Origin of the sequence: Melghirimyces thermohalophilus (genome assembly GCF_900102685.1) — a bacterium.
Taxonomy (GTDB): domain Bacteria; phylum Bacillota; class Bacilli; order Thermoactinomycetales; family DSM-45169; genus Melghirimyces; species Melghirimyces thermohalophilus.
The window spans coordinates 1-25,376 of the sequence record NZ_FMZA01000002.1; the positions used below are offsets into that span (position 1 = coordinate 1).

Genomic DNA, 25,376 nt, shown 5'->3' on the forward strand with positions numbered 1-25,376 from the left:
CCAGCGGTATGCCACATTAACTCGAATCTCTTTTTCCAATTGACGTTCAGAACGAATCCCGAACAAATACCCGATAAACATCATTTTAAAGAGAACGACCGGATCAATGGAGGGCCTTCCATTGTTCTCACAATACAAAGGCCGCACCTTGTCCGTGATAAAAGAAAAGTCGATATGCTTGTCCACTTTGCGGAGCAAGTGATCTTCCGGAACTAATTCTTCAATACAGACAAACTCCAGCTCATTTTGTTTCTCTTTATTGGAACGTAACACACCCATCCCTCCCATTCTTCTTCAACCTAATAAACGGTGGGAAGCAGTGAAAAGGATTCCCCCAAAAAATAGGCTGTCGAGACTTTCTCGACAGCCGGTATTATATACCGGCTGTTTTCGTGCTTATCAGTAGTCTCCGAATCCGATTGAAGAAGAGAAGGGCTTCATACTCTTCTTCCAACCGGGCATAAAGAAGTTCGTAAATCGGATACAACTGGCGGTAGGTCTCCCCCTTGGAGGGATCCGGCTGGAGACGTTGACGAATGCGGATGTGCTCTTGCACCTCTTGCAGCGACTTGACTTCCCCCAAAGCGAAAAGGGAGAGAAAAGCGGCGCCGAAAGCCGAGGCTTCTTCTGATTCAGGAATGCTCAGCGCCCGGCCCAACACATCGCACAAAATCTGCGGCCACAGGGGGAAACGGACAAAGCCGCCGGAGATCCGAATATCCCTCGCCGGCCCCGTCTGCTCCTCCAGTGCTTTTCCGACGGAGAGGATGCTGAAACCGACCCTTTCCAGCACGGCGCGGACAAAGTGTTCCTTCCGATGATGCAAGCCGACGCCGAAAGGTGCCCCGGGCATCAGGGTTCCACCAGGGGGCTCGTTCCCCGGAAAGGAAGGGTTGAAACAGCAATCCTTCCGCCCCGGCAGGGACGCTTTTCGCCTGGAACTGATGCCAACAGCGGTCACCTGTTCCGGCTGCACTTCTGCCTTATCCACAGCCTGTTTTATCGCTTGGCAGGCGGCTTCCAGGATTTCGTCGGGGTCCTGTTCTGCCCGGGAAGGGTGGGGGCGATGAGCGAGTAGCCGACGCTCTTGGCAGCCCGAACCTGGCCGTGGGGCCTGAATGCGACCGCGTTTGTGCTGGTGGTTCCGATATCCAATCCGATCACAACCTCCGTCTCATGTATGATTGTTTCCCCCTGTTAGCGCCATCAGCCATTATAATCGAAAGAAAGGTTCAGGGACATATGGATCACTTGTTTCATCCCCTACCCGGGTAAGATACAATAGTAAGGAATTCGCGGAAGGAGGAATAAGGATTGGGGATTATCGTCCGTCTGTTTCTCAATGCGCTGGCTGTTCTGATCGCCGCCCAGGTGATACCCCAAATCGAGGTGCAAGGTTTCGGGACTGCATTGATGGTGGCCTTGATTCTGGGGCTGGTCAACACCTTTATCAAGCCGGTACTGGTTTTTCTCACCTTGCCGATTTCTTTTCTCACCCTCGGTCTCTTTATCTTTGTCTTAAATGCCCTGTTGTTCTGGTTGACCGGGGCTTTAGTGGGAGGCTTTGAAGTAGAAGGCTTCTTTGGTGCGTTGTTCGGATCGATATTGGTCAGCATCATCTCCTGGCTGTTAAACAGTATCTGGAAAGGGCTTCGGAATTGAAGGTCTTATAAATAAGGTTCTCGGGTAGGTCAAAGGAGGAAAAAGAGCGACTTGGTCACCTGAGAGCACCACGAATCGATGGGCTGACCGTGGTCCGGTGGCTTTGGTTTAGGATAAGCAGACACAGAGGGAGTCGAGGGATGTGTCACAAGCGGAATGGGAGAAACGGATCCGTCGTCTGGAAGAGGCGCTGGGAAAAAAGCTTTTGATTACCCCCGGCTTGGGAGACGGATACCAAGTGAGCACTCCTTCAGGTGAGGGGCTGACTTCCGGTGAGGAAACGCTGATCCGGTTAATCTTGTCAGAGTGGGAGCGTTCGGAGAATTCGGACCGCCAGATGGAGTGTCAGCCCCCCCTGGCTGCAATGGCTCGCTGGCTGCAACAATCCGACTTTCACCAGGGATCATCTCCTCCACCACCCACAGTTGATCAATTAACCTGGGAGGAACGGGTTCCCTTTTCCGTCGTCCGCTCGGGGGTGTACGACGAGCCGGAAAGCGGACTGAAGCAGGTGCTCGCCACCTATTTTGATCAACAAGCGTGGCTGGTGCCGATTAATCGGGCCGAGCTTTTGGTGTTGGTACCCCTCTCCCTGATCGCCGGGGCGGCAGGAGCGATTGAGGGAAGCCAGAGCATGGAGGAGGCCGCTTGGGGACTGGCGGAGGTGGTGACCACCGAAGTGGGCGAGGATGTGACTGTGGTTGTTCATCCCCCTGTTCGCTCTGCTGAGGGATTGCCGAAGGTGCTGGAATCTCTGCGAGAAGCCTACTACCTGGGGGGTACCTATGATCCCGGTCAACCGGTTTATACCACCTGGCAGTTTACCTTAGAAAAATTGCTGGAGCCGGTGGATCAAAAGCGGCTGGACCGATTTCTGGCGGAATTGTCTCCGGTCCCTTTTTGGGAGGATGAGGAACTTTGCAGGACCTTGGCAGTATTTTTCCAACAAAATTTAAACATCAGTGAGACCGCCCGAAAATTGTTTATCCATCGCAATACTCTGATCTACCGCCTCGATCGGCTCAAACAGGATACGGGCCTGGATGCCCGCTGCTTCGAAGATGCCTTCCGGATCCGCCTGGCCCTGCTGTTGACCAAAGGGAGGGCGGAAGGGTGACCCATTAAAGAACGGACGGCAACCTCGAAGCGTTGTGATGAATGAGGGTGGATACGAGTGGAAGCGTTTATCCGAAAGAGCGTTTTTGCCCCCAAAGGTCCCTTCGAACTGATGGGCTGACGTTTACCCGGCGGGAATCAGCATGCAAAGGCGTTTAGGGGCCACTCACATCTTCGAATTTTTCCCAGGTTTAGCCCTTGCCTGCAGCTGGATGATGGGCAGGATAGCTCTTACATCTTTGCAGGCAGCATAGCGAGACCAAGAACGGTGTGAACTGGCGAGACTTGTGCCCTATGGGTGCAGTGGCAGGCTTCGGGTAAATGCGCCGCTCGTTTCCAGCTCTCCTTTTTTGGTGAATACTCCAAACTAGGCAAATTGCTCAACAGGGATCCGTCATTTTCAGTCGGTTTGGACATGGAGTCCATGCATCCCCCCGAGTTACAATAAATCCGACCAACAGATGAAAGGGGTTTCACCATGGCCGGAGTCAAGTTGAACCATATTGAAAAACGGTACAATGATGTGACAGCGGTGTCCGATTTCCATCTTGAGATCAAGGATCAGGAATTTTTGGTATTGGTCGGCCCCTCAGGTTGCGGAAAATCGACTACCCTCCGCATGATTGCCGGTCTGGAGGAGATCACCGACGGAGAGCTTTACATCGGGGATCGGTTAGTCAACGATGTGCCGCCGAAAGACCGGGATATCGCCATGGTTTTTCAAAGCTACGCCTTGTATCCTCATATGAATGTGTATCAAAATATGGCCTTTGGTCTGAAACTGCGCAAATTTAAAAAAGCGGAGATCGATCAAAGGGTGCGGGAAGCGGCTAAAATTCTGGATATTGAGCATCTCTTGGATCGCAAGCCGAAGGCGCTTTCCGGCGGACAGCGCCAGCGGGTGGCACTGGGCCGGGCCATTGTTCGGGAGCCGCAGGTGTTCTTGATGGATGAACCCTTGTCCAACCTGGACGCCAAACTCCGGGTGCAGATGCGCACGGAGATCAGCAAGCTTCACCAGCGGTTGAAAACCACTGTGATCTACGTGACCCATGATCAGACGGAAGCGATGACGATGGGTGATCGGATCGTTGTGATGAAAGACGGCGTCATTCAACAAGTTGACACACCGGACCGCATCTACCAACATCCGGCCAATATCTTTGTCGCCGGCTTTATCGGTTCTCCCTCGATGAACTTCATCCGTGGGCGCCTGGAGGAGGAAGGACAAGGGATCTACTTCCGGACTGCCGGACTCGATATCAAACTGCCTGAAGGCAAAGCCAAGCGGCTGCGGGAGTCGGGTTATCCTGGCAAGGAAGTGATTTTCGGCATCCGTCCGGAGGATATTCACGACGAACCTCTCTTCTTGGAATCCTCTCCAGACAGCCGCATCAAGGCCAAAGTGGAAGTCGCAGAAAATATGGGCTCGGAAATGTATCTTTATCTGTCGGGGATTACTGATCAATGGATCACAGCACGGGTGAATGCTCGGACGCAATTTGTGGCGGGTGTGGACGTGGAGCTGGCACTGGACATGAATAAAGTCCACATTTTTGACACAGAGACAGAAGAAGCGGTATCCTGATGTGTAACCGGGCGGCCGGCGGACGGCCGCTTTTTTCTGGACGGGAGGAAGGTTTGGAATGGCGAACATGGTGACGGTGAGAGAAGTGGCGGATCAGTTTGATTTGGAGATACTGGCCGGAGAAAAGGGGCTTTCCAGGGAGCTGATTACCAGCGATCTGTATCGTCCGGGGATGGAGTTGGCCGGTTTCTTCACCTATTACCCGGCAGAGCGGATGCAGATGCTGGGCCGTACGGAGTTAACCTTTATCTCCGGATTGACGGAGAAAATCCGGCGGGAGCGGCTCCGATTTCTTTGCAGTGAAGAGACCCCCTGCTTTTGCATCACCCGGGGGCAGGAGCCGCCGGAGGAACTGGTGGAGGAGGCAGGAAAGCGTCAGATTCCGATCCTGCGCTCCGGCACTTCCACCACCCGTTTGAGCAGCAAAGTGACCAATTATCTGGAGAAGCGGTTAGCTCCTACTACCACCATGCACGGGGTTTTAGTCGATATATATGGGGTCGGGGTGTTGATCACCGGCAGCAGCGGGATCGGCAAAAGTGAAACCGCTCTGGAACTGGTGAAACGAGGCCATCGCCTGGTGGCTGATGACGCCGTCGAGATCCGCCAGGCAGAGGAGAACTACCTGGTGGGACATGCCCCGGAGCTGATCCGATATCTGTTGGAAATTCGGGGCTTGGGGATCATCAATGTGATGACCTTGTTTGGTGCCGGGGCCGTGCGAGATTACAAACGGATCTCCATGGTGATCCAATTGGAGGCCTGGCAGGAAAACCGTCAATACGATCGCCTCGGTCTAGAGGAAGATCGGATCGAAATCATCAACACCAGTATTCCCCTGCTTACCATCCCGGTCCGCCCAGGGCGTAACCTGGCGGTGATCGTCGAAGTGGCCGCAATGAATTTTCGCCTGAAACGGATGGGGTATCACGCCGCCCAAACCTTTGCCCAAAAGCTGAATCAGAGTCTGGAAGACCCCGAGGATTTTGATTGATCAGGGAACATGCTCCGTCTATAGCGGGGCTTTCTTTGTCATCCTTGCCCGGATATTTTACCTGGGGATTCCTTTTTGCTCGCCTATCGTTCCGATTCGTTTCTTTTCCTCGTTAAGTAGGTTAAAATGGGTAGTGAATTTTGGCTACGCGAACGAATAAAGGAGGAGCCATTGGATGTTGTTTGCACAGGCAATCGATCCGATCGCCGTCTCGCTGGGTCCTGTCCATATCCACTGGTACGGGGTGATCATGGGGTCGGCGGTTCTGATCGGTCTGTGGATCGCCATTCTGGAAGGAAGGCGCCACGGATTGGACAGTGAACTGTTTCTCGACATGATGATCTGGGTTATCCCGGCAGCCATCGTCGGTGCCCGGCTATACTATGTCGCCTTTGAGTGGGAGTACTATATGCAACATCCCGCCGACATCATTGCGGTTTGGAAAGGCGGCCTGGCGATTCACGGAGGGTTGATCGGTGCTCTGGTTGCCGGTTCTTTCTTTGTAAAAAAGCGCGGTGTGCCCTTTTTGCAAATGGCGGATATCGTCGCTCCCAGCATCATCCTGGGACAAGCGATCGGCCGCTGGGGCAACTTTATCAACCAGGAAGCACATGGCGGCCCGGTCAGCCGTCAGTTCCTGGAGGATTTGCACCTGCCCGGCTGGATCATCGAGCAGATGAACATCGGCGGACTTTTTTACCATCCCACCTTTCTCTACGAATCCCTGTGGAACTTGGTCGGATTGCTGTTGTTGCTGGGGCTGCGGCGACTCAATCCGCGAAGAGGGGAAATCTTTTTCGCCTACCTTATCTGGTATTCCCTGGGCCGGTTTTTCATTGAGGGATTGCGGACAGACAGCCTTACCTTTGATGGCCCGACCTGGCTGTCCACGCTGTTAAACGGACTGTGGTCTCCGATGACGGTATTGTTCGAGCCGGGAATGATGGCTGACGGCAACATTCGAATCGCGCAACTGGTTAGTCTCTCCCTGGTGTTGTTGGGACTAGGTTTGTTCCTTTACCGCCGCATGAAGGGAGCCAAAGAACCTTACCTCCAGACGAAGGAGCGGGTGACAGGTTGAAGGGGATCCAATGGCGGCAGGGGATTCGGTCCGGGGGGATCACTACCTGGGAGCTGGGCAAAGTGATCTTTCCCGTCACCTTCCTGGTCAGCCTTTTGCAACATACTCCGGTGATTGATTGGTTTGTCAACATGTTGTCACCCGCCATGTCGTGGATCGGACTGCCTGGGCAAGCGGCGATTCCACTGGTGTTGGGAAATTTATTAAACCTGTATGCCGGGATCGGTGCCATCCTAACCCTGGAGCTGACCGTTAAACAGGTGTTTATCCTGGCGGTGATGCTCAGCTTTTCCCATAACCTGCTGGTGGAGTCGGCGGTTTGTCGCCGGGTCGGGGTTCGCCCCCTGGTGGTGATCGGTGCGCGGTTGGCCCTGGCCATCCTATCAGCTTGGATCATCCATTGGACGTGGCAGGCAGGAACGGAGACGGCGGTATACGGCATGATTCCTCCGGCTGAGGCGGCTCCGATCGGCTGGGGAGCGATCCTGTTAGAAGCGGTAAAAACGGCGGTTTTCGGTGTTATGCAGGTGGGGGGCATCGTCTTCCCGCTGATGATCGGCATTCAGATCTTAAAAGACCTGCGCTGGCTGGACCGGTTTGCACAATGGATGAAACCGTTGCTCCGTCCTATGGGGATCGATTCCCGGGGGTCGGTGATCATGGCCGGCGGCCTCCTGTTCGGGTTGGCGATGGGAGCGGGTGTGATCATGGACCAGGCACGGGAAAAACAGTTTACCCGCCGGGAAATGACCCTGATGGTGTTGTTCCTGGCCGCTTGTCACGCAGTGGTGGAGGATACCGTGATCTTCATCCCGCTGGGTATCGATGTGTTGCCGCTCTTATTGATCCGCCTGGGTGTGGCGGTTCTGTTGACGCTGTCCTTAGCCTGGTTGTGGCCCCGTCCGAAGCCGACTGTGGAGATTGCTCGACGACGGGAGGTGATCTGAAGGTGAAATACCGCACGATTCTCTTCGATTTGGACGGCACATTACTCAACACCACGGATCTGATCGTCGCCTCCTTTCTTCATACGCTGGACCGACACTGTCCGGGGCAGTACGAGGAACAAGATGTGCTCAGCTGTCTCGGTGAGCCCCTGCGGGATCAGATGATTCGTTTCGGAGGGGAAGAGCGGGCCGATGAGATGGTTCGTACTTACCGCGAGCACAATATCGCTCACCATGATCAATACGTCAAAACTTTTCCCGGCGTGAACAAGGTGATCCAGACACTCCATGACGCAGGTCTCTCGCTCGGTGTCGTTTCCAACAAGAGCCGGGTGACGGTGGAGATGGGCTTGAAGCTGTGCCGATTGGAGCCTTGGTTTTCCACCGTCGTCTGTGTCGAGGATGCGGAAAAACCGAAGCCGGACCCCGCACCGATCCGGTTAGCCCTCAATCGGCTGCAGGCGGAAGAAAAGACGGCCTTGATGGTGGGGGATTCCAAATACGATTTGATCGCTGCGGCTGAGGCAGGGGTCGATTCGGCAGGCGTGGCTTGGGCGACTCACGGCAAAGAATCCCTCCTTTCCTATCATCCAACGGTGATACTGGAGACTATGGAGAGCTTGTATGAAGTGGTTGGCCTAGAGAAGGCCGCGGAAGGTGGCCCTTCATGAGAAGGACGGAGCGCTTTCCGGTCAATGGTTCCAACTCCCTCTGGCAGATGTACCGCATCGTTCCCTTTCGCAAGGTTTTCCGGAACGTGATCGTAGCGGAAGTGGGACGCTTCATTCCTTTTTTTTCGTGGAAAAATGCCTTGTACCGACGTTTGCTGGGGATGCAGGTGGGAGAGCAGACCGCTTTTGCCTTTAAGGTGACCGTAGACCTTTTGTATCCAGAACGGATCAAGGTGGGACGAAATACGATCATCGGCTATAATACGACGCTTCTCACCCATGAGTATCTGGTTGACGAGTATCGCGTCGGCGATGTGGAGATCGGCGACTCCGTCATGATCGGGGCCAACTCCACCCTCCTGCCCGGAATCCGAATCGGAGACGGAGCGGTGGTAGGGGCCGCATCCTTGGTCAATCGGGATATCCCGCCAGGGGCCTTCGCCGCCGGCAATCCCGTCCGCATCATCCGGGAGCCTAAAAAAAATCGATAGACAAAACGTTACCCCCAAGACCCGTCCGATGATGGGTCTTTTGGCGTATAAGGGGGATCCCAGATTAAAATGCTAAGACGAAACATCTAACAGAAGAGGGATTGGGCCGTGATCTTTATCGTCTGGTTTTTATTGTGGTGGTGGGTCGGGTATCTGTATATCGACTGGAGCAAGTGGCAAAGGGGATTCCTGACGGCCATGATCGGCAGTCTGGGTTCCTTCGTTTTAGATACCTCCGGTGTCGGCAGCGGCTGGTTTTGGTATTATACCGATCCGCTGCTGCCCGGCTTGTGGCCCCATCTCCTGTTAAACCTGAGTCTATACCCGATCGGAGCCTGGATTTATATCCAGCGTTATCCGGAAAAACAAGGCTGGTGGAGTTCCATCCAGTGGATTCTGGTGGGGACGGCAATCCTGATGGTGGTGGAGTACAATTTGTCTTCCCTCCACCACATGGGATATGACCACGGCTGGAGCGGGTTGGTGTCCATCGGGGCCAATATCATTTTGCTCCTCTTATTGCGTCTGTTCCACCTTCACGTGGAAGACCGAGTTTGCGACTAAGGAACACTCCTTTTCAGAGGGGTGGTTTTTCATAGCGATTCATTTCACAATCTTGTTAACAAGAAAGAAGGTTATTGATCCCCCACAGCTCTCCAGATAAAATGTGAGTTGACTCACATGTCAATAGATATCATCATCACGGGTGTGAGGTGGGAATATGCCGCGTTCACCGGAACAAAACCGGGCCATACGCGAGAAAAGGATGCGACAAATCCTGGAGGCGACCCTCCATGTCTACCGCGAACGAGGTTATCACGGAACAGAGATGGGGGCGATCGCCCGCAGAGCAGGGTTGGGTCGTGGATTAATTTACTACTACTTCAAGGATAAACAGGACGTGTTTATCAGTCTGATTCGCTGGACCTTATCCGGATGGAAAGAATTGTTGGAAGAAGTGACCGAGACGGATCAACCTGTCGCCGCGCGATTGGGTGAGATCTTAAAAAAGACGTGCGCTCTTTCCCTGGAGTATTCCGATGTCAGTTACTTTCATCAAACCTTTTCTCGGGACATCGGAGTGCTGTTCCCTGATCGGGTGGATGAAGTGGTCCAATTGTACGAAGAAAACTTGTGGAGGCCGGTCCGCACGCTGATTCAGGAAGGCGTGGAAACAGGGGAAATCCAGGTGCCGCTCGAACTGGGAGAGCGTTTCTTTTTTAGTGTACTGTTTGGAGCGATCAACTACGAGCGCATGATTGAAGAGAGCGATCTGGACCAATGGGTATCAACCGCCCTGTACGGTCTGGTTGGCCGTCGGGAATAACGATTGGAGAAGACAAAGGCAGTGCCGGTAGTAGAAACGAGACGGAACAACAATGAAGATATTGGGAGGAATCAGGTATGTGGCTTTCCCGATCGGCCATTCGAAGGCCGGTTCTAACTACGGTGGCAGTGATCATCGTGCTGGTGATGGGGGCAGTCTCCCTGTTCAACCTACAAATGGACCTGCTTCCGAATATTCAACCGCCGGTGGGTGCGGTGGTAGCCTCTTATCCTGGCGCCGATCCCGATGAGGTGCTGGAGAAGGTAACCAAACCTCTGGAGAATGAGTTGGGCACACTGGCGGGATTAAAGACGATCCGAAGCCAGACGCAGGAAGGAACGGCCCTCATTTTATTGGAGTTTGAATGGTCTCGAAGCATCGACCAGGTTCAAAATGACGTCATTTCCCGCATCAATCAAACCTCCCTTCCCGATGAAGTGGATCAACCCAACTTCCTCAAATTTGATCCCTCCACATTTCCGATCCTGCAATTATCGGTCGTGAAAAACGGGTCAGGCGATGAGCAAATGAGGGAGGATGTGGAACGGATCACACAATCCCTATCCCAGTTACCGGGAGTAGCCAGTGCCAATGAATCCGGCCTGATGGACCAACAGGTACTCATCTCTCTCGACGGAGACCAGATGGAGAAATACGGCTTATCCCAGTCGGATATTAAGGACCGTATTCAAGCGGCAAACGTCAGCCAGCCCGGAGGAATTGTGAAGCAGGGGGATGACGATCTGACCGCACGGGTAATTTCGGAGATGACCTCTCTGAAGGATTTCCGTAATCTGCAAGTGGCCGTCGATCCCCGAACTCGGGAAGAGGTTACTTTGGATGATGTGGCTGAGGTCCAATTGGGTAAAGAAGAGCAGACCGCGATCACCCGGACCAATGAAAAGCCCAGTGTCGGCATCAATGTGTTTAAGCAATCCGGAGCCAATACGGCCCAGGTGTCGAAGGATGTCCGGGCGGAGCTGGATCGGTTGAATCATTCCTTAGAATCGGATACCCTCCTGATCTTCGACCAGGGGAAATATGTGGACCGCTCGGTGAAAAATGTGGGCAACACGATGATCAGCGGCGGGATTTTGGCGATGCTGGTGCTGTTTTTGTTCCTCCGCTCCTTCCGCAGCCCTTTGATCATCGGGGTGGCGATCCCGGTGTCGGTGATCACCGCCTTTGTGCTGATGTACTTGGCTGATTTCAGCCTCAATATCATGACCCTAGGCGGTCTGGCCCTGGGTATAGGGATGCTGGTGGATAACTCCATCGTGGTGATTGAGAACATCTACCGCCACCTGCAGACCGGGAAAAATCCGAAGGAAGCGGCGGCTGAGGGAGCCGGTGAAGTGGCGTCTGCGGTGACCGCCTCCACGTTGACGACGATTTTTGTGTTTGTGCCGGTGGTGTTTGTCAGCGGGATGGTAGGGCAACTGTTTAAGGAATTTGCCTTTACCGTCAGCTTCAGCCTATTGGCTTCCCTCTTGGTCTCTCTCACCCTGGTACCGGTGATGGCCGCCAAGATCATGAAAAAGCCCAAGACCGGTTGGCGAAATGAACAGGAAGAAGGCTTGCTATATCGCTTTTTCCGGAGGATGTTGAAATGGTCCTTGGCCCATCGCTTGTCTGTTGTGCTGATCGCTCTGGTGTTTCTGTTCGCTGGCTTGGTCGGCGTTCGCAGTGTGGGAACGGAATTTCTGCCTGCAGCGGACGAAGGCATCTTTATCGTAGAGGCGAAGTTGCCGGAGGGCACCGGTCTGGATAAAACCCGTCAGGTGTCGGCAGAGATCGAAAAGATCCTAAACGAAGAAGAGGATATTCAAAACTTCCAGGCCAGTATGGGCAGCGGTAACGGTGAAAATGCCATGTTTGGCGAAAGCGGACGAAACATCGCCCAGATTTATGTCAACACGGTTGACCCCAGCGAGCGGGAGCAGTCTACCCGCGAAATTATGAACGAACTGCGGCCCAAGCTGAACGCCGTCGATCCCAAGGCGGAGGTGGACCTTACGGAACAATCCTCCTTTGAGGCCACCGGGGCGCCCAACACACTGGAATTTATGGTGAACGGCGACAAGGACGTGCTGGAGGAACATAAGGAGCAAATCACCACTGCTCTCCAGGAGCTGGATTTTGTGGAGCAGGTTTCTGATTCCGAAAAAGAGACCAAACCGGAACTTCAGGTCTCTGTAGATCGGGAAAAGGCGGCGGAACAGGGTCTCGCTCCCGCCCAGGTGGTCGCCGCCGTCTCGAATGCGACCCGTGGACAGGTGGTGAGCCAGGCCGATCTGTCCAAGGGAGGCAATTACGATGTCTTTCTCCGCTTTGAGGAGACCTACACCCAGTCTCCGAAACAGTTGGAAAAACTCCCTATTCCGGTGGGAGGAACCCAGGGAGAAACCGTTCCCCTGTCCGATGTAGCGGAGGTGAAAGTGGGAGAGGGACCGATTACGATTAACCGGAATGATCTCCAGGACAGCATCGAATTCCAGGTGCAATACAGCGGGACCGACCTGGGTACTGTGGAACAGGAGGTACAGCAGAAGCTGGAAAAGGTCTTGCCTCAGAAGCTGGAAGTGCAGCTTTCCGGCAGTGCCGAGTTATTCCGCGATTCCATCGACGATCTGATGCTGGCCGCCGGTTTGGCGGTGATGTTTGTTTTCTTGGTGCTGTCGGCTCAGTTTGAGTCCTTTAAATATCCCTTTGTGATCATGCTGACGATGCCATTGATGGTGATCGGGGTGGCGATCGCTCTCTATCTCACAGATACCCCAGTCGGGGTGACGGCGATGATCGGCCTGATCGTCTTGGCAGGGATCGTGGTCAATAACGCCATCGTCTTGGTGGACTATGTCAACCAGCTCAAAGCGAGGGGGATGCCTTCCTATGAAGCGCTGGTTGAGGGAAGTATCACCCGGCTGCGGCCGATTTTGATGACAGCGACCACCACCATTCTCGGTCTGATCCCTCTTTCCCTCGGTATCGGCGAAGGGACAGAGATTCAGCAGCCGATGGGGATCGCCGTCATCGGGGGTCTTCTTTCCAGCACGCTGTTGACGCTGGTGGTGATTCCGGTGTTTTACAGTTGGTTTGACCCTGAGACGCGCTGGATGAACCGCAAAAAGAAAAAGGAAGTGTAACCTAAGTGGTGGTTCACTTCCCTTTCAGCCCGGCCTCTGTCCGGGCTTTTTTGATGGGTTTAGGTAACGAAAGAGTGAGGCGGTCCTGCCCTTTCACAAGGGATACACAACTTTCCTAGATACCGTATAGATAAGCGAGCAAGGTTACCAGAAGGGACTAGTTAAAGGTGATCGTCGCTAAAACCACCTCCGGGTGATTGCCAATCCTTAAGGGCGGCCCCCACGTTCCATACCCGGATGAGACGATCAGGTGATAATCTCCTTCTTGAAGCAGCCCCCAGTCCTCCTCGTAGATGCTGTCGGTGATCAGGTTGGCGGGAAAGATCTGTCCCCGATGGGTGTGGCCCGACAGTTGCAAATCGACTCCCTGGGCTTGAGCTTGTTTCAAATCGATTGGTTGGTGATCCAATAGGATGAGGGGTTTGGAGCGTTCCAAATCCGAGGTCAAATCCTTCAGCTCCGCGCGTGCCGGTTGCCTGTTCCGGTCAGGGTCATCTCTGCCGATGAGGTAAAAACGGTCATGGATCAGGGTTGCTTCGTCCTTTAACACCTGGATTCCGGCGTCTTCCAGGGATGTCATCAACTGACTTTCATCATCGCGCAGATCGCGGTCATGGTTGCCGGGGACTGCATACACGCCATAGGGGGCTTGAATACGTTCCAAACCGGCGGCCAACCGATCCGCTTCCCCCGGGGGCAGGCTTCCGTCTGTTATATCGCCGGCTAGTAACACGATGTCTGCTTGCAGTTGATTAACCATTTCGGCTAAACGTTTCACTCTTTCCACATCGATCACCGGGCCATAGTGGATGTCGGAGACCATGGCGATTTTCAGTTGTTCGAGAGAAGCGGCGTCTTTTTCCACTGACAGCTGGTAGGGAGTGACGACGGGGTGGCGGGCGTTCCAACCGCCATATCCCACAGCCGTCATCACAATGAGAATCAAACCTATCCCGATTGCCAGCGGTGTCTTTTGATGCTCCTTGATCCGGGCGGGAACAAAGGGGAGGCGCTGATCAATCATCCTCAAAAGGTCGATCATCAACAACAGCAGAAATCCGTACAACAGCCCCACCAGGGAAAATCCGCCCCACACGGTCAACCAGGGTGCGATGGAAGCGGGCAAAAGATCTTCAAACACTTCCGAGACGGGGAAGGGCAAAACAAACAGAGAGAGAATCAATAGATAAAGCACCTTTTTTAATGGGGTCGGCCTGCCGAGAAGGTACCAGCCCCGCTTGCCGATGTAGTAACAGATGATGCCGTATAACAGGAAAAACAGTGTTAAGATCAGTCCCCACATGTGGTCTAACCCTCCAGGTGATATTTTGGCGATGAGGAAAAAAGGTTGGGAATATAGCTAAGATAACCTCTATTTTACCACGGTCTACCTAGCGGTGAAGCGAAGGAGGAGAACCCATGCCGGTTGTCCGTTTGAAAACCTATGATGTCATCCTGCATCGGGGCGTGGACGTGCCGATGCAAGACGGGGTGTTTCTGTCCGCTGATGTGTACCTGCCCAAGACAAACCACGAAGTGCCCGCGATTTTGGTCCGGACTCCTTACGGTAAGACAACAAAGGAAGCTGATGGCACCGGCCGCTATTTCGCTTGCCGGGGCTATGGCGTGGTTTATATAGATGTGCGGGGGCGAGGGGACTCTGACGGAAAATTTGTTCCATATGTCCATGAAGGAAAAGACGGGGCGGACGCCATCGGATGGATCGCTGACCAGCCCTGGTGCAACGGGGTTGTTGGCACGATGGGGGGATCTTATTCGGCCCGGATTCAATGGTTGGCCGCCTTGGAACAGCCGCCAGCGTTGAAGGCAATGATTTCTGTGGTTCCTCCCTCAGATCCTTTTGTGGAGACGCCGACCGGTGTGCCCGCCCCTCAACACCTGTGCTGGCTTTATATGACCAGCGGCCGTGTGATGCAGGATGTGGAGCTGGTCGACTGGGAGAGGGTTTACCGCCACCTCCCCCTGATGACCATGGATGAACAGACGGGACGATCGATCCCCCGCTGGCGGGAGGAGGTGGAGCACCCCGTCCTGGACGCGTGGTGGCGGAGAATCGCGTACCAGGAGCGCTTTCATGAGTTGGATCTGCCGGTGCTCCACATCTCAGGGTGGTATGACGATGAACAAGTGGGCACGCCGCTCAACTATATCGGCATGTCGACAAGAGCGAAAGGTGTGCGAGGAAGGGACAATCAGAAGCTAGTAATGGGCCCTTGGCCTCATCAACTCAACTGTTCCACCCGGCTGGGTGAGCTGGATTTCGGACCCCAATCCCTGATCGATTTAAACGGTCTTCAACTTCGTTGGTTTGATCATTGGTTAAGAGGAGAAAAAAATGGCATCGCGGAGGAATCTCCGGTTCGGCTGTTCGTTATGGGAAAGAACCAGTGGCGGGAGGAGGCGGACTGGCCTCTTCCCGGAACCCGGCGAACCCCCTTTTATCTCCACAGTGGAGGGAGGGCCAACAGTCGGTTTGGGGATGGTCGACTCTCTATGATGCAGCCGGCAGCGGAGGGGGAGACAAAAGCGGACCGGTATCGCTACGATCCCGAGGACCCCGTTCCTTTTATCACGGAGATGACTTCCGCTCAGATCGGGGGCCCCGACGATTACGCCGCTATCGAGCGCCGGGATGATGTACTGGTCTACACGACGGAACCCCTGGAGGAGGAGCTGGAGGTGACGGGTCCCGTTCTGATGCAGCTTTTCGCCTCCAGCAGCGCCCGGGACACCGATTTTATGGTGAAACTGTTGGATGTGTGGCCGAGCGGTTTTGCCCAGCGGTTAACGGACGGCATGGTGCGGGCCCGGTTTCGATACGGCATGCACCGCCAAGTACTGCTGGAACCGGGCGAAGTGGTCCGGTACGATATCGATTGCTGGAACACGGCCCACGTTTTTTTAAAGGGGCACCGGATCCGGGTAGAGGTGGCCTCCAGCGCTTTTCCCAAATATGATCGCAACCTGAACACTGGCGGCCCACTAGGCCGTGAGAGAAAGGGAGTGGTGGCAGAGCAGACCGTTTACCACGATCAAGCCCGCCCTTCGGCCATCATCCTGCCGGTCATTCCGCCTAAGGGTTAAACGCATGGTGATGCATGGGAGGGGTTTCATATGAGGGGAGGCGTTTATCCGAAAGAGCGATTTTGTACCTGTGGGCACCACGAACAGAAGGGGTGAGCCGGAAGGTGAGGCTGAGGTCCTACCCGGCTTAAGAATCAGCATGGAAGGGCGTTGGGGGGTTACCCAGAATCGAAGTGGCTTCGAGTAAATGCTGCCGCTCGCTTGTAAAAGCCCTGCGATAAAATAAGCCCCCTGTGCCTAGCACAAGGGGTGCGATCACTCAGGCATCCAATCCCACAGCTTCCTGGATGGAATCGAGTCCGTCCCGTTCCAGCAAGGAGAGCAGTTTCTGGTTGATCGAGCGGACGATGGAAGGTCCTTGATAGATCAAGCCTGTGTAGATTTGAACCAGGGAGGCGCCGGCCCTGATTTTTTGGTAAGCGTCCTTTCCGTCAAAAATGCCGCCTACCCCGATGATCGGGATTTGACCTTCGGTCACCCGGTAGATCAGGCGGATCGCTTCTGTGGATGACGAGGAGAGGGGACGGCCGCTTAAGCCGCCCTCCTCTGTCCGGTGCGGGCTGACCAGGTCCTTCCGGGATCGCGTGGTATTGACAGCGATAAAACCGTCGATCCCCAGTTTGACGCCAATTTGCACTGTTTCCGTCATCATGTCGGCGTTCAGATCAGGGGCTAATTTGACGAAGATCGGGCGGACCTCTCCGGTTTCCCGGCGCAATTCCTCTCGCTCCTCCAGGATATCGCTTAAGAGAAATTGGAGGGAGTCGGCGTGCTGCAGGTCCCTTAGCCCCTGGGTGTTGGGCGAGCTGATATTGATGACAAAATAATCCCCATGGCGATAGAGCGCCCGCAAGCCGGTGCGATAATCACCAGCTGCCTCCTCCTGGGGCGTTTTTTTATTTTTGCCCAGATTGATCCCGATCGGTACCGACGGTCGATGCAGGGTGGAAAAAGAATGGGCCGCCTGAATGATCCCCTTGTTGTTGAAGCCCATCCGATTGATCACCGCATCGTCTTCCTCCAGCCGGTACAGGCGGGGACGGGAGTTGCCCGGCTGCGGCTTCGGGGTGAGCGTCCCCACTTCCACAAATCCGAAGCCGAGAGCAGCCAAGGCAGGATAGATGGTGGCGTTCTTATCAAAACCTGCGGCCATCCCTACCGGATTAGGAAAATGAAGCTGTCCGGATTGGACGGCCAGCCGTGGATCCCGGACCGCTTGTTTTCGCTCCAGCGCCCAGAGAAGAACAGGGGTCTGCTGAGCCGCCTGTAGCGCGTTGACCGCCCATTGGTGGGCCCGTTCAGGTTCCATCCGAAATAAACATTTTTTAATGACAGAATACACGGTGTGTAGGTCCTTTCTGATCATTCTTCACCGTAGCATATCATATTTCCCAATGGTTTTGTCGATGGTTTGAAAAGTGGTCCATTTATGCCAACCAACCGACTAAAAGACTCAGCCCGCCTAAAATGATCAGTTCGGGTCCGATGCTTTTGCCGCGTAAGGTGAAAAATCCCCCGAAGAGGCAGGCCAGTAAACCGATAAACGTAAACCAACCGCTGAAGGCTTCCATATGGAACCCTCCTTGTGTCGTTGTATACTCCTATCCATTTTACTGATTGATTTCGGACAAGGCCTGGAAATGATATCCTTCTCCGCTGCTGTTGTCTTGGGGATAGGCGTATAATAATAGAAGAAGAATGGAGGGAATCATGTGATCATACCCTTTGCAACCCAGAATCAAGCAAAACTGACGGAAGCGAAACAGGTGCTTCAACCCTGGGGGATGGATGTGGAAGCTTTGTCCTTGGAACTGGTGGAGCCGGACTTTGGTACGATCGAAGCGGTTGCTCGGGATAAGTTGCGCCAGGTTCGGAAACGAGGCTATCGACGGGCTATGGTGGACGATGCGGGCATTTTTTTTAAAGCCTATGACCATTTCCCAGGGATTCTGACCAAGCGAATCTTTGAACGGCTCGGTTATAAAGGGGTGATGAAACTGCTGGCGGGGGAGAGCCGGGAAGCCTGGTTTGAGGGAGTCGTCGCTGTGTTGTGGGATGGTGAGACCGCTGTCTTCTCCGCGAAAACTCCCGGCCGGATCTTGGACGTAGCCCCTGCTCAGGTGCGTCCGGAACCCGGCTTTCCCTTTAACCCCATTTTTGTACCAGAAGGGGAGCACCGTACGATGGGGGAAATGTCAGCGGAAGAGAGGGAAACGTACTCCTATCGGGGAAAAGTGTTAAGGCAAGTCGCCGTTTGGCTCAACCGACAACATCAGGCGGATGGAACGTAAGAATGGATTCTTTCATTGACGGTGATCCCGGCCGGTGGTAAACTAATTAGAAATTGTCCCTTCCCTTTAATTCATTAGCACACTAAAGTAAAAGTTGAGGGAGCGTTGGAACACGGGCTCCCCTAACCGTGCTGACAAAACATCGTTCGGGAGTGGAGATAGGATGGCGAAGCCGCGCGAATTTGAAAAACCGACGGGTGTCCGCGACTTTCCTCCGGCGCTCGTTGCCAAAAAGAAATGGGTGGAACAGCGTGTGGGTGAGCGATTTCGCGCTTGGGGATACCGGGAGGTGATCACTCCCGCTCTAGAATATTTTGAGACGGTGGGCAAAGCGAGTGCGATCGAGGAGCATAAACTGTTTAAGCTGTTAGACTCCCAGGGTCGTACATTGGTGCTGCGGCCGGACCAGACCGCCCCTATCGCCCGTGTCGTTGCGACGATGATGAGGAAAGAAAGCTTGCCGCTGCGCCTTTGCTACCACGGTAACGTCTTTCGCGCTCAGGAACGGGAAGCGGGTCGGAATGCCGAGCGATTCCAGTCCGGTGTGGAGTTGGTCGGGGATGATTCTCCTGAAGCGGATGCCGAGGTGGTGGCTCTGGCGGTGGAGGCCTTAACCGCATGCGGTGTGGAAAATATCCGGGTTTCCATCGGCCATATCGGTCTGTTAGACGCCCTATTGAAGGAATATTTACCGGATCCCGAAGTGGCCCGTCTGAAGGACAGCCTGGGACGCCGCAATCTGGTCGAGTTTCGGGAGCGGGTGCAGGCTCTGGAGCTGACGGAGTCGAATCGGGAGCGCCTCCTCTCTCTCTTGACCATCCGCGGCGGAAGGGAGGCTTTGGATCGGCTCGGCCGACATTCCCATACGGAGGCGGTGACGGCGGCGATCTTCCACCTGCAGGCGATGTGGGATGCGTTGCAGGATTGGGATGTGGCCGACGCCGTTGATCTGGACTTAACCCTGGTCGGCAGCCTGGAATACTATACCGGAATGTACTTTGAAGGATACGGAGCGAAAGGCTCTTACCTCTTGTCCGGGGGGCGGTACGATCAGCTGCTGGAACAGTTTGACCGGCCCAGTCCTGCCCGGGGATTTGCCTTAAAGACAGATCAATTGCTGATGGCCAGTTCTGGTGGAGAAGACCGCCCTGAGCGGGTCGCCTTAGTCTATCCCCGGCGATGGCGGCGTCAAGCTTGCCGGACAGCCTCTCAGATGCGTCGTGAGGGGAAGAATGTCGCCATGTTTGTCGCCGAAACAGGGGTTTATCCAGCGGAGGATGCGTTTGACCGGGTGGAGGAGGTGAGCGGGCATGACGAAAACCGATCAGCACCTGACGGTGGCGATGCCTAAGGGGCGAATCTTTACCGAGGCCCTTCACTTGCTGAAAGAAGCCGGTTTTGCTATGCCGGAAGAGATGGCCGAGAATTCCCGGAAATTGACGGTGGAAGTACCGGAAGAAGGGTTTACTTTTCTGATGGTGAAACCGGTGGATGTTCCCACCTATGTGGAACACGGCGTGGCCGATCTCGGCGTTGTCGGCAAAGATATCCTGATGGAGGAGAATCGGGATGTGTATGAGTTGCTGGATCTCAACATCAGTCCCTGTCGGGTTTGTGTTGCCGGGATGCCGGGCCGAGGGCCTTCCCTCAACCCCAAGGTGGCGACCAAGTACCCCCGGATCGCGGACCGCTACTTCCGGGAACAAGGTCAGCAGGTGGAAGTGGTTCGGCTGAACGGTTCCGTGGAATTGGCCCCTTTGATCGGCCTCTCGGACCGGATTGTCGATATCGTGTCTACAGGACGCACGTTGCGGGAGAACGGGTTGGTGGAAATGGAGGAGATCGCTCATGTCACCTCCCGCTTGATCGCCAATCGAGCCAGTTACCGTCTAAAACGCACCCGCATCGACCAAATGCATCAACAATTGACCGTCGCAGTCCATGGGGAAGGAGTTTTCAAATGATCTCCATTGTCAAGCCGGCACAGCTGTCCACTCGCCGCAAAACCGAAACGGGAACTCCTCGTCAGGAGATGGCGGTGCGGGAAATCCTATCCGCCGTTCGCGAACAGGGTGATGCTGCTTTACTCCGTTACACGCTCCAGTTTGACCAGGCTGCTCTCAAGGCCTTGGAAGTGTCTGAGGCAGAATTTGAGGAAGCGCACCAACAGGTGTCCGACACCTTCATCGCCTCCCTGGAGAAGGCAGCGGAACGGATTCGCCGCTATCATCAGCGTCAGCAGCACTCCTCCTGGATAGAGACGGAGATGGACGGGACGGTGCTGGGTCAGTTGTACCGTCCCTTGGAGCGAGTGGGGATTTATGTTCCGGGAGGCCGTGCCGCCTATCCCTCCTCTGTGCTGATGAACGCGATCCCTGCGGCCGTGGCTGGCGTGGAAGAATTGGTGATGGTGACTCCCCCTTTGCCTGATGGCCGTGTTTACGCACCTACCTTGGTGGCAGCCCGAAAGGCGGGTGTGACCCGTGTGCTAAAAGTGGGAGGCGCTCAGGCGGTGGCCGCTCTCGCCTACGGGACGGAGTCGGTCCCTGCTGTGGATAAGATCGTCGGGCCGGGGAACCTGTATGTGGCTTTGGCCAAGCGAATGGTGTACGGCCAGGTGGATATCGATATGGTTGCCGGGCCCAGTGAAATCGTGGTGGTGGCTGATCACAGCGCCGATCCCGCCCATGTGGCAGCCGATCTTCTTTCCCAGGCGGAGCACGATCCCATGGCTTCCTCCGTGTTGATCACCCCCTCTACCCCCTTGGCGGAGACGGTGGTGAAGGAGCTGGAGCGACAATGTGATCGTCTGGAGCGAAAAGAGATTGCCGCGGAATCGATTCGGGAGAATGGAGCGATCTGTCTCACGGAGAATCTGAAGCAAGCGGTAGACATCGCCAACCGGCTGGCGCCGGAACATTTGCAATTGATGGTGGAGGATCCCTGGAGCTGGGTGGGTCGGGTGAAACACGCCGGGGCCCTCTTCTTAGGCCCGCACAGCCCAGAGCCCGTGGGGGATTATGTGGCGGGACCCAGCCATGTGCTGCCCACCAACGGCACCGCCCGCTTTTTCTCTCCCCTTGGGGTGGACGATTTTATCAAGCGGACCAGCCTTATTTCCTACAGCCGGGAAGCGTTGGCGCGGGACGGAGAAACGGTCGTCAACTTGGCAGAGGCGGAAGGGTTGACCGCGCACGCGGAATCGATACGTGTCCGCCAGGAAAAGGAGGGAGAAGAATGAGTAAGCGAATGGCCCAAATCAGACGGGAGACCGGCGAGACCCGGATCCAGGTGCAACTCGATCTGGATGGTTCGGGAAAGTCGGAGCTTCAGACGGGTGTTCCTTTCTTGGAACATATGTTGGACCTGTTTGCCAAACACGGCTTATTTGATCTGAGAGTGGAGGCTGACGGCGATATCGAGGTCGACGATCATCACACGGTGGAAGATATCGCGATCTGTCTGGGACAAGCTTTGCGGGAAGCTCTTGGAGAAAAAATAGGGATACGCCGTTACGGTCAGGCTTGGGTGCCCATGGATGAGACCCTGGGACAAGTGGTGTTGGATCTGTCCAACCGCCCCCATTTGGAATTTCGCGCCCAGTTTCCCGCCCAGCGGGTGGGGCGTTTCGATACGGAACTGGTGCATGAATTTTTCTGGAAATTAGCCTTGGAAGCCCGGATGAATCTGCACGTGATCCTGCATTACGGGCGAAACACCCATCATATGATCGAAGCCCTGTTTAAAGCCCTGGGACGGGCGCTGGATGAAGCCGTCCAGAGCGATTCCCGTGTTACCTCTGTTCCCTCTTCCAAGGGGGTGCTATAAGATGATCGCGATCATCGATTACGGGATGGGGAATCTCTACAGTGTCAGCCGCGCCCTGGAACGGATGGGCTATTCCTCCCAGATTACTTCGGATCCCGATGACATCCGTCGGGCCGATGGTGTCATCCTTCCCGGGGTTGGCGCCTTCAGGGATGCGATGATCGAATTGCAACAGCTGGGATTAGTCGATGTGATCCGGGCGGTGGCCTGGGAAGAGAAGAAGCCATTATTGGGCATCTGCCTTGGGATGCAACTGTTGTTTACCGGCAGTGAGGAACACGGTTACCATCAGGGACTCAACCTCTTGCCTGGCTATGCAGTCCGATTGGAGGGGGATTTCAACGTTCCCCACATGGGCTGGAATGAGCTTCGTTTTCGCGGCCCCCACCCATTGTTGAAAGGCGTGGAGGAGGGGTACGCTTATTTTGTCCACTCCTACCATGTCCGAGCCGACAATCCTGAGGACGTGGTGGCGGTGACCGATTACCATGGGACGGTGACGGCCATCGTCGGACGAAACCACGTGTTCGGGATGCAGTTTCATCCGGAAAAAAGCGGGGAAACGGGCCGCAAATTGCTGGAGCGATTTGCAGCTCTCTGTCAGGAAAGGGTGAGTAAGCCGTGACCTTTACGATTTATCCGGCTATTGATCTCTTAGGTGGCCGCTGTGTCCGTCTGTTCCAAGGAAACTACGATATGGAAACAGTGTATGACGAGGATCCAGCCTCCGTAGCCCGCCGTTGGGAGAGCCTGGGAGCCCGTTGGCTCCACGTGGTCGATCTCGATGCCGCCAAGAGCGGCGAACCGGTCAATCTCTCCGTGATTCGCGATATCGTCCGTAAGGTCCACGTTCCCGTGCAAGTAGGAGGCGGGGTGCGGGACAGAAAGCGGTTGGAGACACTTCTCGAAGCAGGTGTTTCTCGCGTGGTGATCGGCTCAGCCGCCATCGACGACCCTGAGTTTGTAAAAAGCGCCCTCGGCCAGGCGGGGGATCGGGTGGCTCTCGGTCTGGATGCCCGGGATGGACGCGTCGCCACTCATGGCTGGTTAGAAGTCTCCAAAGTGCTGGCGGAGGATCTGGGGAAAGAGATGGCCGCTCTCGGGGCGGAAACCTTCATCTTCACCGACATTTCCCGTGACGGAACCCTGACAGGACCCAATATTCCCGCCGTCCGTTCCCTGGCTCTGGCTACGGGGAAACAGGTGATCGCCTCCGGCGGGGTGAAAAACACACATAACCTGGTGGAGCTCTCCCGGCACCGGGAGGAAGGGGTTAGTGGGGCCATCGTCGGCAAAGCGCTCTACACCGGGGACATCGACTTGAATCAGGCCTTGAAGGCCATCGAGGAGGAGGGAGCGAAATGATCACCAAACGGATCATCCCCTGTCTCGATGTGAAGGATGGACGCGTGGTAAAGGGCGTCTCCTTTGTCAATTTGCGGGATGCCGGCGACCCGGTGGAGTTGGCCTCCCTTTATGATCGGACCGGAGCGGACGAACTGGTCTTTCTGGACATCTCCGCCTCCCATGAAGGACGGAAAACGATGGTGGAGGTGGTTCGCCAGGCGGCGGGCACCCTCACCATCCCCTTCACCGTTGGCGGTGGAATCAGCTCCACAGACGATATGTTCCGCATTTTACGGGCCGGGGCTGACAAGGTGTCCATCAACACAGCGGCGATACAGCGGCCGGAGTTGATCGAAGAGGGAGCCCGTCGCTTTGGCACTCAGTGTATCGTGGTCGCTATCGATGCCCGCTATGATGAAGAGGAAAAAGATTGGTGGGTGTACACCCACGGAGGCCGCAACCGAACCGACCTGAAAGCGGTGGAATGGGCCCAGGAAGCGGCGGCACGGGGAGCCGGGGAGATTCTGCTCACCAGCATGGATCAGGATGGACAGAAGAACGGCTATGATTTGTCATTGACCGGTGCCGTCTCCGCAGCGGTTCGCGTTCCGGTGATCGCATCAGGTGGAGCCGGGACCTTAGACCACTTCTATGACGTCTTTACCCGCACTCAAGCAGAGGCCGCTTTGGCTGCGTCTATCTTTCACTATCGGGAGGTTCCCTTGGAAGACGTGAAATCCTATCTGAAAGAAAAGGGGGTGCATGTCCGGTGAATGTGGAATTTGATGCAGCCCAGCTTCGTTTTGACGCAGATGGACTGATTCCGGCTGTCGTTCAGGATGCGGTCAGCCAGGAAGTGCTGACTGTCGCGTACATGAATGAGGAATCCCTCAAAAAGACACTGGAAACTGGGGAAACCTGGTTTTGGAGCCGCTCTCGTCAGGAGTTGTGGCACAAGGGGGCGACTTCCGGCAACACGCAGCAGGTGGTAGAGATCCGAAGCGATTGTGACCAAGATGCGCTGTTGGTGCGGGTTCATCCCCAGGGACCAGCTTGCCATACCGGTGACTCCTCCTGTTTTGGGCAAGTGGCGGTTGCCGGATCCGATCGGTATGCGATCCTAAACACTCTGGAGCGGGTGATTGCGGAACGGGAGGCCCATCGGCCGGAAAACTCCTATACCACGTATCTTTTCGAAGAAGGTGTGGACAAGATTCTGAAAAAGGTGGGAGAAGAAGCGGGGGAAGTGATCATCGCCGCCAAAAATCGCTCCCACGAGGAGCTGTCCTGGGAAGCGGCCGATCTGATCTTCCATCTGCTCGTCCTCCTGCGGGAACAACAACTTCCCCTGGACCGGGTATTATACGAGTTGGAACAGCGACACGGGAACAAGGGCGCTGAGTAAACTTGGTGCCGGGTTTTTTTAAGCAAGGGTTCCTTCCCCTTCACGGTGACATGGAGCCAAGCGCCTCCTATGATTTCATGCCATCTTTTCCCCCATGCCCGGCCGGTTTTTTTGTCATACGGGGGCAGGAAAACCTTGCTCTTTCCCCGCCGTTATGATATATGAAAAGAACCAGTTGCAAGCGCTTTCTTAATAAGGTTGACGTCGATCCTTCCCCTTCCGTACAATAAAGGAAATCAGAGGAATACCCATTTGGAAAACAGGTGCATCCGGGAGGGATCTCATGAATTCCAGGGGGCGATGGCTACTACCGGTACGTCCAACCCTGCTCTGGTGGAAAAGACGGCGAATTTTCCGGGCTAAAAGTCAGGTGGATT

At 55.1% G+C, this 25,376-nt stretch carries 26 protein-coding genes; 21 read left to right on the forward strand and 5 right to left on the reverse strand.

Translation table 11 applies throughout. The features are described from left to right. Positions 1-279 (reverse strand): transposase (locus tag BLP91_RS01290; RefSeq protein WP_143003427.1); only part of this gene is annotated, 279 nt, incomplete at its 3' end. Between the two features lie 94 nt (positions 280-373). Beyond that, a complete protein-coding gene (locus tag BLP91_RS01295) occupies positions 374-1,156 on the reverse strand; it encodes an FGGY-family carbohydrate kinase (protein ID WP_143003428.1) in 783 nt (260 codons plus the stop codon). A 158-nt stretch (positions 1,157-1,314) separates the two neighbouring features. On the opposite strand from BLP91_RS01295, the gene BLP91_RS01300 reads away from it, so the two are divergent. The 11 genes from BLP91_RS01300 to BLP91_RS01350 all read left to right on the forward strand — a co-directional run bounded on the left by BLP91_RS01300 (position 1,315) and on the right by BLP91_RS01350 (position 13,023). Beyond that, positions 1,315-1,662 carry a phage holin family protein gene (locus BLP91_RS01300; RefSeq protein WP_091565823.1) on the forward strand — a complete coding sequence of 116 codons (348 nt, stop codon included), beginning with the start codon at positions 1,315-1,317 and terminating at the stop codon, positions 1,660-1,662. Between the two features lie 142 nt (positions 1,663-1,804). Further along, positions 1,805-2,779 carry a PucR family transcriptional regulator gene (locus BLP91_RS01305; protein ID WP_091565826.1) on the forward strand — a complete coding sequence of 325 codons (975 nt, stop codon included), beginning with the start codon at positions 1,805-1,807 and terminating at the stop codon, positions 2,777-2,779. Between the two features lie 477 nt (positions 2,780-3,256). Beyond that, entirely contained in the window at positions 3,257-4,366 is a 1,110-nt protein-coding gene (locus BLP91_RS01310; protein WP_091565829.1) for an ABC transporter ATP-binding protein, read from the forward strand. Between the two features lie 58 nt (positions 4,367-4,424). Continuing rightward, positions 4,425-5,360, forward strand: coding sequence for an HPr(Ser) kinase/phosphatase (gene hprK / locus BLP91_RS01315; protein ID WP_091565831.1), 936 nt, complete (start codon positions 4,425-4,427; stop codon positions 5,358-5,360). Positions 5,361-5,535: 175 nt separating this feature from the next. Continuing rightward, the gene (gene lgt, locus BLP91_RS01320; protein WP_091565834.1) at positions 5,536-6,441 is read left to right on the forward strand and encodes a prolipoprotein diacylglyceryl transferase; all 906 of its coding nucleotides are present in this window, start codon (positions 5,536-5,538) and stop codon (positions 6,439-6,441) included. After that, the gene (locus BLP91_RS01325; protein WP_091565837.1) at positions 6,438-7,388 is read left to right on the forward strand and encodes a nucleoside recognition domain-containing protein; all 951 of its coding nucleotides are present in this window, start codon (positions 6,438-6,440) and stop codon (positions 7,386-7,388) included. Before lgt ends, BLP91_RS01325 begins: the two co-directional genes overlap by 4 nt. Before the next feature lie 2 nt (positions 7,389-7,390). Beyond that, entirely contained in the window at positions 7,391-8,059 is a 669-nt protein-coding gene (gene ppaX / locus BLP91_RS01330; RefSeq protein ID WP_176757748.1) for a pyrophosphatase PpaX, read from the forward strand. Further along, the gene (locus BLP91_RS01335) at positions 8,056-8,550 is read left to right on the forward strand and encodes an acyltransferase (protein ID WP_091565842.1); all 495 of its coding nucleotides are present in this window, start codon (positions 8,056-8,058) and stop codon (positions 8,548-8,550) included. The genes ppaX and BLP91_RS01335 overlap by 4 nt, the downstream gene beginning before the upstream one ends. Before the next feature lie 108 nt (positions 8,551-8,658). Further along, complete coding sequence (locus BLP91_RS01340; RefSeq protein WP_091565844.1) at positions 8,659-9,114, forward strand: CBO0543 family protein; 456 nt, start codon at positions 8,659-8,661, stop codon at positions 9,112-9,114. A 157-nt stretch (positions 9,115-9,271) separates the two neighbouring features. Beyond that, positions 9,272-9,877, forward strand: a complete 606-nt coding sequence (locus tag BLP91_RS01345; protein ID WP_091565847.1) for a TetR/AcrR family transcriptional regulator — start codon at positions 9,272-9,274, stop codon at positions 9,875-9,877. Positions 9,878-9,954: 77 nt separating this feature from the next. Next, entirely contained in the window at positions 9,955-13,023 is a 3,069-nt protein-coding gene (locus BLP91_RS01350; RefSeq protein ID WP_091565848.1) for an efflux RND transporter permease subunit, read from the forward strand. 157 nt (positions 13,024-13,180) lie between these two features. Here BLP91_RS01350 and BLP91_RS01355 read toward each other — a convergent pair whose 3' ends face one another. Beyond that, positions 13,181-14,326, reverse strand: a complete 1,146-nt coding sequence (locus BLP91_RS01355) for a metallophosphoesterase (protein WP_091565851.1) — start codon at positions 14,324-14,326, stop codon at positions 13,181-13,183. A 116-nt stretch (positions 14,327-14,442) separates the two neighbouring features. Between BLP91_RS01355 and BLP91_RS01360 the strand changes: the two genes are divergently transcribed. Next, positions 14,443-16,128, forward strand: coding sequence for a CocE/NonD family hydrolase (locus tag BLP91_RS01360; protein WP_091565853.1), 1,686 nt, complete (start codon positions 14,443-14,445; stop codon positions 16,126-16,128). Between the two features lie 259 nt (positions 16,129-16,387). Here BLP91_RS01360 and BLP91_RS01365 read toward each other — a convergent pair whose 3' ends face one another. Together BLP91_RS01365 and BLP91_RS16525 are read right to left on the reverse strand one after the other, a co-directional pair. Further along, positions 16,388-17,494 (reverse strand): quinone-dependent dihydroorotate dehydrogenase, encoded by a 1,107-nt coding sequence (locus tag BLP91_RS01365; RefSeq protein WP_342670258.1) that lies wholly within the window; start codon positions 17,492-17,494, stop codon positions 16,388-16,390. A 61-nt stretch (positions 17,495-17,555) separates the two neighbouring features. Then, positions 17,556-17,699, reverse strand: a complete 144-nt coding sequence (locus BLP91_RS16525; protein ID WP_176757749.1) for a hypothetical protein — start codon at positions 17,697-17,699, stop codon at positions 17,556-17,558. A 141-nt stretch (positions 17,700-17,840) separates the two neighbouring features. Here BLP91_RS16525 and BLP91_RS01370 point away from each other — a divergent pair, with 141 nt between their 5' ends. From BLP91_RS01370 to hisIE, 9 genes are all read left to right on the forward strand, one after another. Continuing rightward, positions 17,841-18,419 carry a non-canonical purine NTP pyrophosphatase gene (locus BLP91_RS01370; RefSeq protein ID WP_091565859.1) on the forward strand — a complete coding sequence of 193 codons (579 nt, stop codon included), beginning with the start codon at positions 17,841-17,843 and terminating at the stop codon, positions 18,417-18,419. Positions 18,420-18,582: 163 nt separating this feature from the next. Then, positions 18,583-19,770 carry an ATP phosphoribosyltransferase regulatory subunit gene (hisZ, locus tag BLP91_RS01375; protein WP_091565862.1) on the forward strand — a complete coding sequence of 396 codons (1,188 nt, stop codon included), beginning with the start codon at positions 18,583-18,585 and terminating at the stop codon, positions 19,768-19,770. Then, entirely contained in the window at positions 19,730-20,383 is a 654-nt protein-coding gene (gene hisG / locus BLP91_RS01380) for an ATP phosphoribosyltransferase (protein WP_091565865.1), read from the forward strand. Before hisZ ends, hisG begins: the two co-directional genes overlap by 41 nt. Then, positions 20,380-21,660, forward strand: a complete 1,281-nt coding sequence (gene hisD, locus BLP91_RS01385) for a histidinol dehydrogenase (protein WP_176757750.1) — start codon at positions 20,380-20,382, stop codon at positions 21,658-21,660. Before hisG ends, hisD begins: the two co-directional genes overlap by 4 nt. Next, the gene (gene hisB, locus BLP91_RS01390; protein WP_091565868.1) at positions 21,657-22,247 is read left to right on the forward strand and encodes an imidazoleglycerol-phosphate dehydratase HisB; all 591 of its coding nucleotides are present in this window, start codon (positions 21,657-21,659) and stop codon (positions 22,245-22,247) included. The genes hisD and hisB overlap by 4 nt, the downstream gene beginning before the upstream one ends. 1 nt (position 22,248) lies before the next feature. Then, positions 22,249-22,872 (forward strand): imidazole glycerol phosphate synthase subunit HisH, encoded by a 624-nt coding sequence (gene hisH / locus BLP91_RS01395; protein ID WP_091565870.1) that lies wholly within the window; start codon positions 22,249-22,251, stop codon positions 22,870-22,872. Then, complete coding sequence (hisA, locus tag BLP91_RS01400) at positions 22,869-23,612, forward strand: 1-(5-phosphoribosyl)-5-[(5-phosphoribosylamino)methylideneamino]imidazole-4-carboxamide isomerase (RefSeq protein ID WP_091565873.1); 744 nt, start codon at positions 22,869-22,871, stop codon at positions 23,610-23,612. The genes hisH and hisA overlap by 4 nt, the downstream gene beginning before the upstream one ends. After that, the gene (hisF, locus tag BLP91_RS01405; RefSeq protein ID WP_091565877.1) at positions 23,609-24,367 is read left to right on the forward strand and encodes an imidazole glycerol phosphate synthase subunit HisF; all 759 of its coding nucleotides are present in this window, start codon (positions 23,609-23,611) and stop codon (positions 24,365-24,367) included. The genes hisA and hisF overlap by 4 nt, the downstream gene beginning before the upstream one ends. A gap of 2 nt (positions 24,368-24,369) precedes the next feature. Continuing rightward, entirely contained in the window at positions 24,370-24,999 is a 630-nt protein-coding gene (hisIE, locus tag BLP91_RS01410; RefSeq protein ID WP_091566325.1) for a bifunctional phosphoribosyl-AMP cyclohydrolase/phosphoribosyl-ATP diphosphatase HisIE, read from the forward strand. Positions 25,000-25,376 lie beyond the last annotated feature (377 nt).